The sequence below is a fragment of the Arcticibacterium sp. SM2516 genome (assembly GCF_057914865.1).
The window spans coordinates 1,998,616-2,013,973 of record NZ_CP195290.1 but is presented as its reverse complement, the minus strand read 5'-3'; the positions used below and the strand labels follow the sequence as shown (position 1 = coordinate 2,013,973).

14 protein-coding genes are annotated in these 15,358 nt (G+C 37.1%); 9 read left to right on the top strand and 5 right to left on the bottom strand.

Features of this window, described 5'->3' with window-relative positions:
- Nucleotides 1–63: 63 nt before the first annotated feature.
- Entirely contained in the window at nt 64–1,443 is a 1,380-nt protein-coding gene (locus tag ACSBFT_RS08445) for an MATE family efflux transporter (RefSeq protein WP_489604262.1), read from the bottom strand.
- A gap of 255 nt (nt 1,444–1,698) precedes the next feature.
- Between ACSBFT_RS08445 and nhaC the strand changes: the two genes are divergently transcribed.
- Both nhaC and ACSBFT_RS08435 read left to right on the top strand, forming a co-directional pair.
- Entirely contained in the window at nt 1,699–3,141 is a 1,443-nt protein-coding gene (gene nhaC, locus ACSBFT_RS08440; RefSeq protein WP_463048082.1) for a Na+/H+ antiporter NhaC, read from the top strand.
- A 24-nt stretch (nt 3,142–3,165) separates the two neighbouring features.
- Complete coding sequence (locus ACSBFT_RS08435) at nt 3,166–4,845, top strand: DNA polymerase/3'-5' exonuclease PolX (RefSeq protein WP_489604261.1); 1,680 nt, start codon at nt 3,166–3,168, stop codon at nt 4,843–4,845.
- Here the strand turns inward: ACSBFT_RS08435 and ACSBFT_RS08430 are convergent.
- Genes ACSBFT_RS08430 through ACSBFT_RS08415 form a run of 4 tightly spaced genes read right to left on the bottom strand, consistent with a single transcriptional unit; the run spans nt 4,842 to nt 10,597 of the window.
- Complete coding sequence (locus ACSBFT_RS08430) at nt 4,842–5,813, bottom strand: AAA family ATPase (protein ID WP_463046883.1); 972 nt, start codon at nt 5,811–5,813, stop codon at nt 4,842–4,844. The genes ACSBFT_RS08435 and ACSBFT_RS08430 overlap by 4 nt on opposite strands.
- A gap of 9 nt (nt 5,814–5,822) precedes the next feature.
- Nucleotides 5,823–7,142 carry a peptidylprolyl isomerase gene (locus ACSBFT_RS08425; protein ID WP_489604260.1) on the bottom strand — a complete coding sequence of 440 codons (1,320 nt, stop codon included), beginning with the start codon at nt 7,140–7,142 and terminating at the stop codon, nt 5,823–5,825.
- A 10-nt stretch (nt 7,143–7,152) separates the two neighbouring features.
- Nucleotides 7,153–9,540, bottom strand: coding sequence for a peptidylprolyl isomerase (locus tag ACSBFT_RS08420; RefSeq protein ID WP_489604259.1), 2,388 nt, complete (start codon nt 9,538–9,540; stop codon nt 7,153–7,155).
- Nucleotides 9,541–9,562: 22 nt separating this feature from the next.
- Nucleotides 9,563–10,597 (bottom strand): agmatine deiminase family protein, encoded by a 1,035-nt coding sequence (locus ACSBFT_RS08415; RefSeq protein WP_489604258.1) that lies wholly within the window; start codon nt 10,595–10,597, stop codon nt 9,563–9,565.
- A 259-nt stretch (nt 10,598–10,856) separates the two neighbouring features.
- Here ACSBFT_RS08415 and ACSBFT_RS08410 point away from each other — a divergent pair, with 259 nt between their 5' ends.
- The 7 genes from ACSBFT_RS08410 (at nt 10,857) to rpsS (ending at nt 15,335) form a co-directional block, all read left to right on the top strand.
- Nucleotides 10,857–11,414: an RNA polymerase sigma factor gene (locus ACSBFT_RS08410; protein WP_463046887.1), complete on the top strand. Its 558-nt coding sequence runs from the start codon at nt 10,857–10,859 to the stop codon at nt 11,412–11,414.
- 9 nt (nt 11,415–11,423) lie between these two features.
- Nucleotides 11,424–12,107 carry a DUF2695 domain-containing protein gene (locus tag ACSBFT_RS08405; protein WP_489604257.1) on the top strand — a complete coding sequence of 228 codons (684 nt, stop codon included), beginning with the start codon at nt 11,424–11,426 and terminating at the stop codon, nt 12,105–12,107.
- Between the two features lie 469 nt (nt 12,108–12,576).
- Nucleotides 12,577–13,194: a 50S ribosomal protein L3 gene (gene rplC, locus ACSBFT_RS08400; protein WP_463046889.1), complete on the top strand. Its 618-nt coding sequence runs from the start codon at nt 12,577–12,579 to the stop codon at nt 13,192–13,194.
- Nucleotides 13,195–13,239: 45 nt separating this feature from the next.
- Nucleotides 13,240–13,863, top strand: a complete 624-nt coding sequence (rplD, locus tag ACSBFT_RS08395) for a 50S ribosomal protein L4 (protein ID WP_489604256.1) — start codon at nt 13,240–13,242, stop codon at nt 13,861–13,863.
- A gap of 29 nt (nt 13,864–13,892) precedes the next feature.
- The gene (gene rplW, locus ACSBFT_RS08390) at nt 13,893–14,180 is read left to right on the top strand and encodes a 50S ribosomal protein L23 (protein ID WP_489604255.1); all 288 of its coding nucleotides are present in this window, start codon (nt 13,893–13,895) and stop codon (nt 14,178–14,180) included.
- Between the two features lie 52 nt (nt 14,181–14,232).
- On the top strand, nt 14,233–15,057 hold the full coding sequence (gene rplB, locus ACSBFT_RS08385) for a 50S ribosomal protein L2 (protein WP_489604254.1): 825 nt from the start codon (nt 14,233–14,235) through the stop codon (nt 15,055–15,057).
- Nucleotides 15,057–15,335: a 30S ribosomal protein S19 gene (rpsS, locus tag ACSBFT_RS08380; RefSeq protein WP_489604253.1), complete on the top strand. Its 279-nt coding sequence runs from the start codon at nt 15,057–15,059 to the stop codon at nt 15,333–15,335. The genes rplB and rpsS overlap by 1 nt, the downstream gene beginning before the upstream one ends.
- Nucleotides 15,336–15,358 lie beyond the last annotated feature (23 nt).

Here is a 15,358-nt window from a genome sequence, read left to right as displayed (position 1 = left end):
CTTTTCTTTAATACCAGATAAATATCAATTTATTATAATTCATATCTCAAATACAACATAGCGTTAAATCTGTTTCTTTTGCCAGCGATTACTTTTAAAATATAACACTGCCATAATTGCTAAAGCGGTATCACTAACTATAATAGACACAAACACCCCATTTTCTTCCCAACCAAGACCTTCTGCTAAATAATAGGCCAAGGGAATTTGGATTAACCAAAAACAGATCAGGTTAAATATAGTAGGAGGGAGGGTGTCTCCAGCACCATTAATAGCCTGTGTTATGACCATCCCTATGGCAAAAATGATATAACCAGCCGCTAAAATTTTCAAGCAGTTTACACCAGTTTCAACCACCTGTGGGGTGGAGTCAAAAAACATGATGAACTGTCTGGCAAACAAGAAGAAAAATAAGGCGATTAAAGTCATAAAACCCATATTAAGATAAGCAATGGTCCAGGCAGACTTAACAGCTCTGTCAGGTTTTCCCGCTCCTAAGTTTTGGCCTACCAAAGTAGCTCCAGAATTTGCCAGACCCCAAGACGGTAAAATGGTGAATATAATAATCCTTAAGGCGATAGTATAACCAGCAATAACTTCACTTCCATAAATGGATAAAATACGTACCATAAAAACCCAGCTGGCAGATTGAATAAGAAACTGACCTGTGCTTCCTGCGGCTATTTTGATAATATTCCAGATGATAGCCTTCTTAATCAGAAAGTCTCTAAAAAGTAACCTTAATTTACTATTGGCACTCGTAAGAATGTATAGCTGATATAGAACCCCTACAGCCCTACCGATTAATGTGGCTATGGCCGCACCTTTAATACCCATTCCCATTATTGGCACAAAAAGGTAATCTAATGCGATGTTTAAGACATTGGCTATGATGACCGATCGCATTGCTAATGATGCACTTCCAGCACCTCTCAGAGAACCACTTAAAGTAAAAAGAAGAATGATGATAGGGGAGCTAAGAAACTGGATTTTGGTATACCATTGACCTTCCTCAATTAATTCTGGCGAGCCACCCATAAACCGCAATATGTCTTGGGAGAAAAAATAACCAAAACATGCGATGACCATACCCAAGACAACCGAAATTACAATGACATTGGCAAGAGCTACTCCAGCTTGTTGGTTTTCTTTCTCGCCAATCCGTCTAGAAATAACAGCCGCCCCAGCGGCACTAAGGCCCCAAGCAATGGAGTAAATAAGTGTTAAAACAGACTCTGTTAAACCTACAGCAGCCACGCCAAGCGTACCTACATACCTGGCTACAAAAAAGGCATCTGCTAAAGCGAAAGATGCCTCAAAAAACATTTCGATAATCAAGGGTACCGATAAAAGGAAAATTCCTTTGTTTATACTTAGAGCCGTATAGTCTCTGTCTTCGTCGCCTTTTAGGGCGTCTTTAAATAATTTGAAAATATTTTTCATATAAAATGATTGTTCTTTCGATGTGAAAAGAATAATTAAGAATACGAAACACCCTAGTGGCAGGTGTTAAAGAACAATCATGTTAATCATCGGCATAAAAATTTGTACAAAATAAAGGGAATTTATGTAAAAACGGAAATAATGTTTTTGTTCTGGCTAATTTTTGAATTAGTTTGGAAGTTTATGAGATATCATTCAAGCCCTTTAAGGCTTAAAAATGTTTTATATTTGAATTTAATTTCAATCAGCATATAAATGACCAAAGAATCTTCTTCAATTTCAATCATTGAATCACTTATTCCCGTGGTTTTCCTTGTCGCTATTTTAGGTTTTAACGTTTACGTTTTCGGAGACAATGCCCTTTCTGGTTCAAATCAATTCGCATTATTGGTAGGCGGGGCGGTGGCAGCTTTAATTGGTTTTAGGAGAAAAATTTCGTTTGAAACGATGATAGCCAAAGTTGCAAACAATATAGAAACCACTTCCAGTGCCATATTGATTTTGCTGTTTGTTGGTGCTTTATCTGGAACATGGCTAATTAGTGGAATTATCCCTGCTATGATTTATTATGGGTTAGAGGTTTTAAGCCCTTCTATATTCCTTCCGGCATGTGTGGTCATCTGTTCTATTATTTCCATTGCCACAGGTAGCTCTTGGACTACTACGGCCACCGTAGGTATTGCTTTAATTGCCATAGGAAATTCCTTAGGTTTTGATTTGGGTATGGTGGCAGGGGCTGTTATTTCAGGAGCATATTTTGGAGATAAATTATCACCAATGTCTGATACCACCAATCTTGCACCAGCCATGGCAGGTACAGATTTATTTACGCACATTAAATACATGCTTTACACAACGGTTCCCAGTATTGTAATTACACTCATCATTTTTGTGGTGATTGGCCTGATGCAAAGTGGACAGGGAGATGTGGATGTCTCAGATATGCAAAATGCCATTTTGGCCACTTTTGATATCAACGGATGGCTCTTTATTGTTCCAGTATTAGTGATATTTCTAATTATTAAAAAGACAGAACCTTTAATAGCCTTGTTCATCGGAACTATTGGCGGTGCTGTTTTAGCGTTGGTTTTTCAGCCAGATATTGTTTTAAAAGTAGCCGGAGAACAAGAATTGAATTTCGTTGCTGCATATAAAGGAATTATTAACGCCATATCTGGCCCAGCTGGCATAGAAACAAGTAATGCCGAATTGGTAGATTTGTTTCAATCTAAAGGTATGGCAGGAATGTTAAATACCATTTGGCTAATAATATGTGCCATGACCTTTGGTGGCTTTATGGAGGCTATAGGAGCTTTAGATAAAATTTCACGCTCTCTATTGTCTATGGCCAAGAGTGTTTTTGGTCTTTTTGCAAGTACGGTAGCAAGCTGTTTAGCTTTAAATCTTACGGCTTCAGATCAATATTTGGCCATTGTAGTTCCAGGGAAAATGTTTAAAACGGCTTATAAGGATAAAGGACTAGCTCCTGAAAATTTGAGTAGAACATTAGAAGATAGTGGAACGGTTACATCGGTATTAGTTCCTTGGAATACTTGTGGAGCTTACCAGTCAAATGTACTAGGGGTAGATACAATGGCTTATTTGCCTTATGCTATTTTTAATATCATTAGCCCATTCATGACACTACTTTTTGCTTTATTTAGCATTAAGATAAGAATGATCATCGACAAAAAATAAGTTCGGAAAAGAGACCCTAGAAAAATGAGTAATAAAGAAATATCAGATGTCATAGAGCTTACTAGTAAACTCATGACATTGCACGGAGAAGATGAAACTCGAGCTAAAATTTACGGTAGTACTGCTTATAATCTGGATAGGTTAGAGGAAGACTTGGACACCATGTCTGAAGCCGAGTTAATGAAACTCAGAGGGGTAGGGAAGTCGATGGCCGACAACATTCTTCAAATAGTAGCCACTGGTGCTACAAAAGAACTTCAAGAACTTATCAATAAAACGCCGGAAGGGGTTTTGGAGATGTTTAGAGTAAAGGGTATCGGTGTTAAGAAGATAAAAACACTATGGGAGGAGTTAGGGATTGATAATTTGAATGAATTGCAAATAGCTTGCGAGAGTGGGAAAATTGCAGAAACCAAAGGTTTTGGTCAAAAGACACAAGAGAAAATATTAGAATCATTATTGTTCTTACGCCTGCAGTCAGGGAAGTTAAGAATGAACCAGGCCGCAGAGCTTTCTGGGGAAATATTGGAGAAATTAAGTTTAATATTTCCTAAAGTAGAGGAAGTGGGAGCTATCCCAAGAAAGCTGGAAACCGTAGATGGACTGTCTTTTTTAGTCAGCGGTGGTCTGGAAGGGAAGGCCAAATTGGAAGAAGCTTTTAGAGAAGATATGAAGGCGTCTTCCCCTTTTACTTGGAGAGGGTTTTATGGTGAAAATAATATATTGATAGAAATCCAATTTGTGCAGGATGATATTTTTGAGCAAGAAAAACTGATATCTAATTCGTCTGAAGAGCATCTTAAGACAGTTTTGCCTGAAATTGCTGGGAATTTTCATCACTTTATAAAATCCAATATTTTTGAGTCTTCAGAGGCTTATTATGCAGGTTTTGGTTCTAAATATATTCTCCCAGAAATGAGAGAAGGTTTGGCCGAGTTTGATTGGATAAAAGAGAATTCAAATGATGATTTGATTTCTTGGGAAGCTTTGAGAGGTAGTTTACACAATCACTCCAAGTATTCCGATGGCAAAAATACACTGAAAGAAATGTCTGAAGCTTGCAAAGCTTTAGGCTTAGATTATTTCGGGATTGCGGATCATTCTCAAACGGCCACCTATGCCAATGGATTACCAGCAGGAAAAGTGGTACAGCAGCAAACAGAAATAGACCAAATCAATAAGGAAATGGCACCTTTTAAAGTTTTAAAAGGCATAGAATCTGATATTCTTGGAGACGGTGACTTAGATTACGAAAATGAAATCTTAGCTACTTTTGATTTCGTTGTGGCTTCTGTTCATGCTAATTTAGATATGACCATAGAAAAGGCGACGGATAGAGTTATTAGAGCGGTAGAGAACCCTTATACGACCATTCTAGGACATCCTACCGGTAGATTATTGCTTTCTAGAAAAGGTTATCCTCTGGATTTTAAAAAGGTGATTGATGCCTGTGCTGCCAATAAGGTGATCATGGAAATTAATGCCAGTCCTTATAGATTAGATATAGATTGGAGATGGATTCCCTACTGTTTGGAGAAGGGTGTCATGCTTTCTATTAATCCTGATGCTCACAAGATAGAAGGCTTCCAGGATATGCATTATGGTGTGGCTGTGGCCAGAAAAGCGGGCTTAACCAAAGACATGACATTTAATGCCTTGCCTTTGGAGAAGTTGGAAACCTTTCTTAAAAGTAGAAAGGTTTAAAGCATTTTATTGATAATTGTTTCTATAGAAACACCTTCGGCTTCAGCCTTAAAATTTCTTACTAATCTGTGTCTAAGAACCGCGATAGCTACAGCTTTTACATCTTCAATGTCTGGAGAGTATTTGCCGTTTATTAAAGCATTGCATTTGGCGGCAAGAATTAGATTTTGCGAGGCCCTAGGTCCAGCACCCCAGTCTAAAAAGTTTGTAGCTTGTTCTGACGCTCGGTCTGTTAAGGGCCTGGTTTTGTGAACTAAACCTACCGCGTATTCTACTACGTTATCTGCCACTGGAACTCTTCTTACCAATTCTTGGAAATAGAGGATTTCCTCGGCCGAGATAACTTCGTTTACCTTGTTTTTCTTTCCAGAAGTAGTGCTTTTTACAATCGCAAGCTCTTGCTCATAAGACGGGTAGTCTAGATACACCATAAACATGAATCTATCTAACTGAGCCTCTGGAAGAGGGTAAGTACCTTCTTGCTCTATCGGATTTTGAGTTGCCAATACAAAGAAAGGCTTTTCTAATTCATGTTTCTGTCCAGCTACAGTAACAGCATATTCCTGCATAGACTCTAGAAGTGCAGACTGCGTTTTAGGTGGCGTTCTGTTAATCTCATCTGCTAAAATAATATTGGCAAAAACGGGACCTTTTATAAATCGGAAATTCCTTTCGTTATCTAAAGTCTCGGAGCCTACTATATCCGATGGCATCAAATCTGGCGTAAATTGAATTCTATTAAAATTTAGATCTAATGCATCTGCAATAGTCTGAATTAAGAGCGTTTTAGCTAAACCTGGCACACCCACTAAAAGACAATGTCCTTGACAGAATATAGCGGTTAAAAGAAGACGAACAGTCTCTTCTTGGCCAACAATAACCTGAGCTATTTCTTTACTTAGTTTTTCATAAGCCAGCTTTAATGCATCGGCCGCTTCTACATCAGATTTGAATTCTAATTTTGCCATTGTATGGGTTTATTGTTCGAATAGTTTACAAACGTTGTAATCAGGATCAATTTTAATATAAACTTCGGAAATCGCTTCACCAAACCATTTCTCAATTTCTATATTTCTCTTGTTCATTAGAGCAAACTCTCTAATTTTTTCATAATCGTCACTGATATTGATCTTATGAGGCGAATACTTCTTTTTTAGATATACAAGTCTCATACCAGTTTTTCCGTCAGGGGTTCTATAAGCAATTGGCGGGGTTATAGAACCTACTTTCATAGAATCTATCGTGAAGTATAAATTAGGCTCCATAGAAAGGTCTAGGGCCATCTTATCGCTTCCCGTGTTGGGGTCATTGAGTACACCACCTGTATATTTTGAATTTTCGTCTTCGCTGTGAAGTTTTACTGCTTTTTCGAACTTCAGGGTGTCTATCACAATTAAATTTCTCAAACTGTCAAGAAAGTGCGTAGCATCTGTCATGTCTAGTCTGCTATATTCTGGTCTAAGCAGAATATGTCTGGCATGATATTCTTGACCCCTAATTTCCAATAATTGAATAAGGTGAAATCCAAAATCACTTTCTACCACATCACTTAGCTCATTGGGTTTCAATCTCATGGCCGTGGCTTCAAATTGAGGCACCATTTGTCCTCTTTTTGCCCAGCCTAGGTCTCCGCCATAACTTTTAGAGCCTTGATCTTCTGAGAACTCTTCAGCTAAAGCCTCAAATTTCTCTCCCGATTCTATTTTTTTCTTGATATCTTTTAGTCTATCAACCAATTCGTCCTTTTGAGATATCGTAAGCTTCGCAAGTCGCACCAAATGGCCTACCTCGACTTCAGATGGAATGGTGGGTAAACTATCCTTTGGAATAGCTGAAATGAACTTTTTGACCTCGTGAGGAGTCACGGTTAGCCCATCCGTTATAGCATCTTGCATTTTCTGAGCCGTTAATTGTTCAGAAACTTGCTTTCTTACCTCACCTTTGAGGGTTTCTAAAGACTTATTGAATTGCTCTACAATATTTTTCTCATTTCCGTATATCCTAACCATTTCCGCCATTCTAGCATCAAGCTGATTTTCAACCATAGAAGGTTCTACAATGACAGAGTCAATCTCCGCTTTTGCGACTAAAAGTTTCTGAACGGCAAGCGATTCTAGAGCTTGACATTTGTCAATGGCCTGACCTTGTTCTTTGGAACGAACAATGAGCTGCTCAACCTCAGATCTTAAAATATAGTAATTGTCAATCTTAGCGATAATCTTGTCCACATTGGTTCCCACCATCTGTGATTGAGCCAAGAAAGGCAATATTAATAAGAGAAATACTTTCTTCAACATAAATGTAATTTTACAGATTCTTTTGCTTGTAATCAGTATAAAGTTTTAATAATTCTTTTCTATTTAGTTCGGCCGGATACTTAACGATTAAATCCTTTTTTAGTTGCTCTTTAAGCTGGGATTGATAATCTGATACAACGGTACCAAAAGCCTCTTTAAAAGTCTTTGCACGGGCTGGATTTATAGCCTCTATTTCAATTCTATAAAAATTGCCATCAGAAGCCGCTTCAAAAGAGCCTAGCTCCCAAGACGTAGCGTCTATAAGGGCGTTTTCTCCTTTGTAAAACTCGCCTATGGTAATTTTGAGGCTATCACTTTCCGTATTTAGCACATGAGCGACGTCCGTCTTTTGGGTGGTAAAAAACTGAAAACTAACTCTTTGATTCTGTGTCCAATCAAACCTATCCGATAGCCTTGATGTACCATAATCATATTCTCTAATTTTTGTAATACCAACCCCAATCTTCTTAAGGTAATTCACAACCTCCTGAATTCTTAAATAGGAAGTGTTGACCTCTTCATTGACATCTCTATGTCCTCCTATTTCAACCACATAATTTGAATTGTTATCCAATAAGATGGAGAGTCCTGTTAGCTTTTTCTTAATATCATCTGATAGCAGGCTTTCGTTCTTCTCAAAGAATATCGGAAGAATACCTCTTTTTAGTCTATACGGAGGTTCGCCTTTGGTTGTTTCAAAATATTTATCTAGTAACACTTTGTGATGTGTTTCTATAATAGTGGCCTTAGCTCTTTTTGGGAGTTGATATCTAGATAAGTTCTTTATGTAATATTGACGAATTCCAAGGCTATCAGAAACAGACTTCTCGTAAAGTTCCGTATTTAGAAAGTTGCTATTGACTAGGTTTTCTTTATAAGCACTGGCCATATAGGCAAAATCTTTATTCCATTTACCAAGATTTTTTAGAATAGCCTCTTCTACTTTAGCGGTTTTAAAGTCTTTATAGTAGAACCTTAAATACATTTCTGGCGTAAAATCTTCAAACTGCTTCTCAAAGGTTTGCTTGTCTTCTGCATACCTATAAAAATCTAAATTGGTGAAGCTCTCACTGGCAACCGTTAATAGCACCTGAAGTTTAATATTCGTTTTATTGATTTTCCAGTTTCGCTCAATAATATCTTTATTAGCGGTTTTTAGAATTTCATTGAATACCTCAAAATTCTCTTGCAACTGGAGCTGTTCCTCGTACTTTTTAAAACTCTGATCTTTAAGGTATTCACCTCTAGAATCGGTCGTGATTTTTTTTACAATAAATGGCTCTAGCTTGTCATAAGATTCTAAATCTTGTTTTTCAATTAGTTTTATCAAATGCCAACCCACATCTGTTCTGATAGGTCTTGATACTTCACCTATTTTTAACCCGAATGCTGCGTTTTCAAAACTCTTTTCCTTTCGGCTACCAATAGAAAATGATTCTAACAGACCACCATTACTTTTGGAGTAGGGGTCATCAGAATTTGCTTGGCATATCGCTTCAAAGCTGCCACCTCTTAAAAGTAGGGTGTACAAAGAGTCTATATGATTTTTTTGAAAAGTATCAAAATCTGGCTCTGAGTTTTTAGGAACGGCCTTAAGAATATGTTTTACGATCGCCTTGCCACTAAATGGTCTGGTATTGTTAACCTTTAAAATGTGGTAACCTGCTTTAGTTCGTACAGGTTGAGAAACTTGACCAATTTTGGTTTGATAAGCAGCGTTTTCCAATGGGAAAAGTAACTGAAGAGCGGAAAACCACCCCATTTCACCACCATTGTTTTTGGTATTGATATCACCAGAATGTACTTTAGCAAGAGAGTCAAAAGGCATGCCTTGCTCAGCCATAAGTTTGTAAGAAAGAATTCTCTTGTAAGCGGCATCAGTATCTTCTGGAGAAGCAAATTCTGAAATCGGTATAAGAATGTGAGAAGCGTTTACTTCTTTTTTCATTCTTTCGTAAGTAATTCTTGCCAGATTATTGACCAAGGAAGTATCTTGTGTAAAGCTTTGAGCTACAATGCTTAAGTAGGAGTTTATTTCCTCGTCTATAGCGTTATCATCAGCATAACCTTTATTAGAAGCTTCTAGATAAAGTCTCTTTTGAAATAATATCTCGTCAATGATTTCCTCAAACTTACTGGTATCTGTTAGTAAATAAGAGTCCAAAATGTGTTCGAAATTGGTGCTATCATATTTAATATTACCCAAAGTCAAAACGCTTTCAGCTTCAGGTATTTTGTCCGAAGAAATAGCTTTGTTAGTTGCTAGTTTTTCAGTTTTACATGAAATTATGACAGAAATAAGAAATACGAAATAAAAAAATCTTTGTATGGGCATAAATGTTTTGCCTAAGAATAAGTCTTTGTTAAATAAGCCGCAAAAGTCGGTATTTATTGCCAAAAAGAATCCTTTTTAACAAATATTATACTTCGGGCTCCTGCTGAGAAAGGCAATGCAAGCTGCCCAAACCCCAAATGATCTCTTTTGAATCTATGCCAATAATGTCTCGTTCTTTAAAGCATGATTGAATAATGTCTAAGGCTTTGTCGTCATTCTTGCATTGATAGGTAGGAACTAAAACCTTGCCATTGCAAATGTAAAAATTGGCATAGGATGCAGGAAGCCTGACTCCTTGATCAATGACGGGAGAAGGCATAGGCAATTCAATTATATTTAGTTTGCAGCCATTTTCCATTCTCATGGCTTTTAACTGTTCCAAATTTTCTGAAAGTATGGCATGGTTATCATCCAGTCTGTTTTCCTCCATGACCGTTAAAACCGTATCTTGGTTTACAAACCGTGTTGTGTCGTCCACGTGACCGTCAGTATCATCTCCTACGATGCCATCTTCTATCCAAAGTATCTGTTCTACGCCGTAATAGTTTCTAAGATACGATTCTATTTCTTTTTGGGAAAGATGGGGGTTTCTGTTTTTGTTTAATAAACAGGATTTACTGGTCAATAGTGCACCAGCTCCATTAACTTCAATAGATCCCCCTTCCATAATAATACCTGGCTCATATATTTTTAAACCTAATGTTTCAGCGACTCTCGAAGGAATTGCATTATCATCATTAAATGGAGGGTATTTGCCACCCCAAGAATTATATCCCCAGTTAATGATGGCCTTTTCTTTAAGGTCTTTATTAATCACGAAACTAGGCCCATGATCTCTACACCATGAATCGTTGGTAGGGAAATCATAGAGTTTAATATTTGTTTGAGGTATGTTCCTTTGGATTAATTCTTCCTCCACAATTTTTCTTACCGACGAATTAGCGACATTGATACAGACTTCTTCGTTTTCTGAAATTTCTTTAATAAACTGGAAATAAGAAGGGTATATTTTTGGTAGCCTATCCTCCCATGTTTCCACATTCCAGGGAAAGCTAAGCCATGTGGCCCTATGTGTGAGCCATTCGGCAGGGAAAACAAAATTTTCTTGTTTTGGAGTCATTATTTAAACGAAATTGAGAAGTATTTTTATGAAGCGACAAATTTAATTTTTTGAAATCTATAGTTTCTACAAAAATCTTTTATTTATTTTGCAAGTATTATGCATGCATAATACTTTGCATGGGCGTTTTGCGTCTGTGTAAGAGTGGTTGAATAAATGATTGGTAGAAAGGCGGAAGATTTTGTCTCCCGTCTTTTTTATTGTCCTGTGCTCGCCCATTGTAAGTTTTTCATTTAAACCTAGTATCTTGGTGCCCTTAATGGCGACCTCAACAAAAAACATACAGATAGAAGAGACCGAACTTCTGGCACTGCTACAAAAGAAGGATAAGACTGGTTTTGATATTCTTTATCAAAACTATTCCAATGCTATTTATGGTATCATAGTCAGGATGCTAAAAGATGAAAATGAATCTAATGACTTACTTCAGGAGACATTTGTTAAAATTTGGTCCAAAATAGATACCTACGACAGGAAAAAAGGTAAACTTTTCACTTGGATGGCTAATCTCACTAGAAACTTGGTGATTGACAGGATAAGATCTGCTGATTATAAAAACCACAATCTTAAAAATTTCGTAAGAGATAATAGCGTAGGGATTTTAGATTCTAAATATCAGGCTAACCAGTCCATAGATGTTATAGGGCTGAAAGGTCTGGTAGAAAAGTTGAAACCCGAATTAAAGGAAATAGTTAGTAAAATATATTTTGAAGGCTATACCCAAGTAGATCTGGCAGAGGAGTTAGGAATACCTTTAGGGACATTGAAAACAAGGCTTAGGGCAGCAATTAAGATGCTTAGAGAAAATTTTGATTAGATTATAATAATGAAGCAATATGAATTTGAAAAAGGAGATTTGGAGCTATTGGCTTTAGGTTTACTTTCGGAGGATATCGAACAAAAGGTGGTTGCTGCTATGGAAAACGATCTTGAGCTAAGATTGGAATATGAGGCAATAGAGGATTCTCTTCTAAATTTGGCACTGGAGAATGAAATTAAAACGCCAGAGAAATTGGGAGGTGAAATCTCGGATAAGATTTTTTCGAAGAAGAAACGGTCTGTTTTTTCAAAAGTCTTAAATTCCACCATCTTTAGGGTAGCGGCGTCTGTCTTGCTTATTGGAAGCGTTTTGGGCAACCTTTATTTTGTGAAAACTAAATCAGCTTCAAATGAGGTAAGCTCTTTAGATATTCCAGAAAAGTTGGTACTTGGTTCATTGCCCTTTGAACAAGATACATTTGAAGAGATGTTTGCCTTCCTTTCGTCTGAATTAGCAGAGAATCCTTGTGAAATGGATTTTAGAACGACAAAACATTTTTTGGAAATACATAATTTGAATACGCCAGAAAACATAAAGTTTCTTCAGGAGCATAATGGACACTGTGACTGCGAAGTGTTAATGAACGTGGCACAGTACTTTCCAGAGAGTAGATACCACCATGGTTCTGTGTTGCCAAAAACGCATATGCGTTCTAAAGAGATGCCGGTGTCTTTTCTTAGCGTCCCTTAAAAAGTGCCCTAAGAGTCAATCGCAGGCTTTTTTACATTTTTCGGATGAAGTTTCAAAATATATTGAAAATTTTATGGAATATGTTTTCTGAAATCGAAAAATGTTCTACCTTTGCGGTTCAATACGACGGAGAGTATCTCCTTTTAATGAATTAGGCGAAGTCGCATCCTCGCGAAACCGCTCTAATTCCGACTGTGAGAAAAAGATGTAAGAATTCTTTTTTAAGTATTTAAACAGTCTCCGATTCGCGTGTAAGAAAATTTGGGAAATCATCTCAAGGTAACAAGTTGTCACCCTTAAATGGCGGCTTACCTGAAAAGGTTTGAGATGCAAAGTTCATGTTGACTCGTTGTCAACCTCTGATATTATAATTTTTACTCATATTCGCTTGGATAAGAGGGCAGAAAGTATCATTTTTGCACCCCGTTTGAGAGAATAGAGAATTTTAAAGCGAAAATAAAATAAGACGATGTCTGGAATTATCGGAAAAAAAATTGGCATGATGACCATCTTTGAAGGTGGTGCTGCCGTTCCTTGTACACTTATTGAGGCTGGCCCATGTGTAGTCACTCAAATAAGAACTCAGGAAACTGATGGCTATAAAGCTATACAGTTGGGTTATGGAGAGAAGAAAGAGAAGCGTACTACTAAGGCTCTTCAAGGTCACTTCAAGAAAGCTAACACTACTCCTAAAAGAAAGTTAGTAGAATTCAAAGAATTTGAGGCTCAGTTTAATCTTGGTGATGTCATCAAGGTAGAAGACGTATTTGCTGAAGGTGAATTTTTGGATGTAAGCGGAAAGACAAAAGGACGTGGTTTCCAAGGTGTTGTTAAGAGACATGGTTTTGGTGGTGTGGGTCAATCAACTCACGGTCAGCATAACAGAGCTCGTCACCCTGGTTCTATTGGTGCTTGTTCTTATCCTGCAAGAGTTTTTAAAGGTTTGAAGATGGGTGGCAGAATGGGTAATACCAATATCACTATTCAAAACTTGAAAGTTCTTAAAGTTATGTCTGATAAGAATCTGATTTTAGTTTCTGGTTCAGTACCGGGTCCTAAAAATTCAGTAGTAACATTACATAAATAATAATAAGGTCGAATTCTAACGACATCGAAAAAATAGAAATCTAAAATGAAGTTAAAAGTAATAAGCAAAGAAGGTAAAGAAACCGGTAAGGAAGTAGAACTTTCTGATGAAGTTTTCGGAATTGAGCCTAATGAGCATGCCATTTGGATGGATGTTAAGCAATATCTTGCTAACCAACGCCAAGGAACTCACAAGTCAAAAGAAAGAGCTGAAATCAACTACACTGGTAAGAAATTACACAGACAAAAAGGTACTGGTGGAGCCCGTCATGGTTCTAAAAGATCGCCAATATTTGTAGGTGGTGGTAGAGCTTTCGGTCCTCGTCCTAAAGATTATGGTTTTAAGCTTAACAAGAAGGTTAAAACGTTAGCAAAAAGATCTATTCTTTCTGCAAGAGTAGCTGAGGGTAAAGTGATAGTAGTGGAAGATTTTTCTTTACCTGCTGCAAAAACTAAAGACTACGCAGCATTTTTAAATGCGGTAGGAGTGAATGGTAAGTCTCTTTTTGTAGTTGATGGTGGAGATAATAATCTTTACTTATCTGCAAGAAATTTACCTAAAACAATGGTAACAGAAAAAGGCCAAGTGAACATTTTTGATTTGGTAAATGCTGAGAGCATTTTGATTTCTGAAAATGCACTAAATCATTTAGAATCAATTTTGAAATAGAACCTTAGGGTTTTGAAACTTATAGTAAAATGAGTGTTTTAAAAAGACCATTAGTAACGGAAAAGTCTCAAGGACTAAATTCTCAAGGTAAATATACTTTTGAGGTATCCATGGGGTCAAATAAGATTGACATTGCTAGAGAGGTAGAAGCTATGTATGGTGTAACAGTGGATTCCGTATCTACAATACGTCAATATGGTAAAACGAAATCTAGAATGACTAAATCGAAGGTGTCTACAGGACGTACACCTACATTTAAAAAAGCAATTGTAACGGTGAAAGAAGGAGATTTGATTGACTTCTACGCTGATTTATAATAATATTTAATAATACGTATAGCTTTAGTTTAAAGCTGCAAAATTAAGAAGAATGGCTGTTAAGAAGTTAAAACCAACAACGCCTGGTCAGAGACAAAGGGTAGCCCCTGATTTCTCCGATATTACTACCAATAAACCTGAAAGGAGTTTAATAGGTGTAGTAAAGAAGACGGGTGGTAGAAATAATGAAGGACACAGAACCTCTAGATATATAGGTGGTGGTCACAAAAGAAGATATCGTATTATCGATTTCAAAAGAGATAAGAAAGATGTCATTGGAGAAGTTACTACAATAGAGTACGATCCAAACCGTTCGGCAAGAATTGCCTTGGTGAAATATCCTGATGGTGAGAAAAGATATGTGATTGCTCCTCAAGGGATGCAAGTAGGCCAGGAGATTGAGTCTGGTGATAATGTAGCTCCTGAAGTAGGGAACTGTTTGAAATTAGGTAATATGCCATTAGGTACTATTATCCACAATATTGAATTGACTCCAGGTAAAGGAGGTCAGTTATCTAGAAGTGCAGGAACTTATGCACAGCTTCTTGCAAAGGACGGTAAATACGTTACTTTGAAGATGCCTTCTGGTGAAATGAGACTTGTATTGAGTACTTGTGTTGCCACGGTAGGTTCGGTATCGAATCCTGATCACATGAACGTCAACCTAGGAAAAGCAGGTAGAAATAGATGGTTAGGAAAGCGTCCAAGAGTTCGTGGTGTAGCTATGAACCCAGTTGATCACCCTATGGGTGGTGGTGAAGGTCGTTCTTCTGGTGGTCATCCAAGATCTAGAAATGGATTGATGGCTAAAGGAAAGAAAACCAGATCTAAAAACAAGTATTCTAATCGTTTAATAATCTCCAAAAGAAATAAATAATGGCTCGTTCGCTAAAAAAAGGACCTTATATAGATTTTCGCCTAGAGAAGAAAGTAGTCGACATGGCTGACTCAGGCAAAAAATCAGTAATTAAGACATGGTCTAGAAGATCAATGATTTCGCCTGACTTTATAGGATTTACCTTCGCTGTACATAATGGTAATAAGTTTATTCCAGTTTATGTAACAGATAATATGGTAGGTCATAAACTAGGAGAATTTGCTCCTACAAGAAACTTTAGAGGGCACATTAATAAAAAAGATAAAGGGCGTAGATAATTGGATAACCTCCTGTTTAACGC

Bases quoted from the DNA above. Each gene is read 5' to 3' on its own strand.
- ACSBFT_RS08445 (WP_489604262.1), bottom strand. From the start codon at position 1,443: ATGAAAAATATTTTCAAATTATTTAAAGACGCCCTAAAAGGCGACGAA.
- nhaC (WP_463048082.1), top strand. From the start codon at position 1,699: ATGACCAAAGAATCTTCTTCAATTTCAATCATTGAATCACTTATTCCC.
- ACSBFT_RS08435 (WP_489604261.1), top strand. From the start codon at position 3,166: ATGAGTAATAAAGAAATATCAGATGTCATAGAGCTTACTAGTAAACTC.
- ACSBFT_RS08430 (WP_463046883.1), bottom strand. From the start codon at position 5,813: ATGGCAAAATTAGAATTCAAATCTGATGTAGAAGCGGCCGATGCATTA.
- ACSBFT_RS08425 (WP_489604260.1), bottom strand. From the start codon at position 7,142: ATGTTGAAGAAAGTATTTCTCTTATTAATATTGCCTTTCTTGGCTCAA.
- ACSBFT_RS08415 (WP_489604258.1), bottom strand. From the start codon at position 10,597: ATGACTCCAAAACAAGAAAATTTTGTTTTCCCTGCCGAATGGCTCACA.
- ACSBFT_RS08410 (WP_463046887.1), top strand. From the start codon at position 10,857: ATGGCGACCTCAACAAAAAACATACAGATAGAAGAGACCGAACTTCTG.
- ACSBFT_RS08405 (WP_489604257.1), top strand. From the start codon at position 11,424: ATGAAGCAATATGAATTTGAAAAAGGAGATTTGGAGCTATTGGCTTTA.
- rplC (WP_463046889.1), top strand. From the start codon at position 12,577: ATGTCTGGAATTATCGGAAAAAAAATTGGCATGATGACCATCTTTGAA.
- rplD (WP_489604256.1), top strand. From the start codon at position 13,240: ATGAAGTTAAAAGTAATAAGCAAAGAAGGTAAAGAAACCGGTAAGGAA.
- rplW (WP_489604255.1), top strand. From the start codon at position 13,893: ATGAGTGTTTTAAAAAGACCATTAGTAACGGAAAAGTCTCAAGGACTA.
- rplB (WP_489604254.1), top strand. From the start codon at position 14,233: ATGGCTGTTAAGAAGTTAAAACCAACAACGCCTGGTCAGAGACAAAGG.
- rpsS (WP_489604253.1), top strand. From the start codon at position 15,057: ATGGCTCGTTCGCTAAAAAAAGGACCTTATATAGATTTTCGCCTAGAG.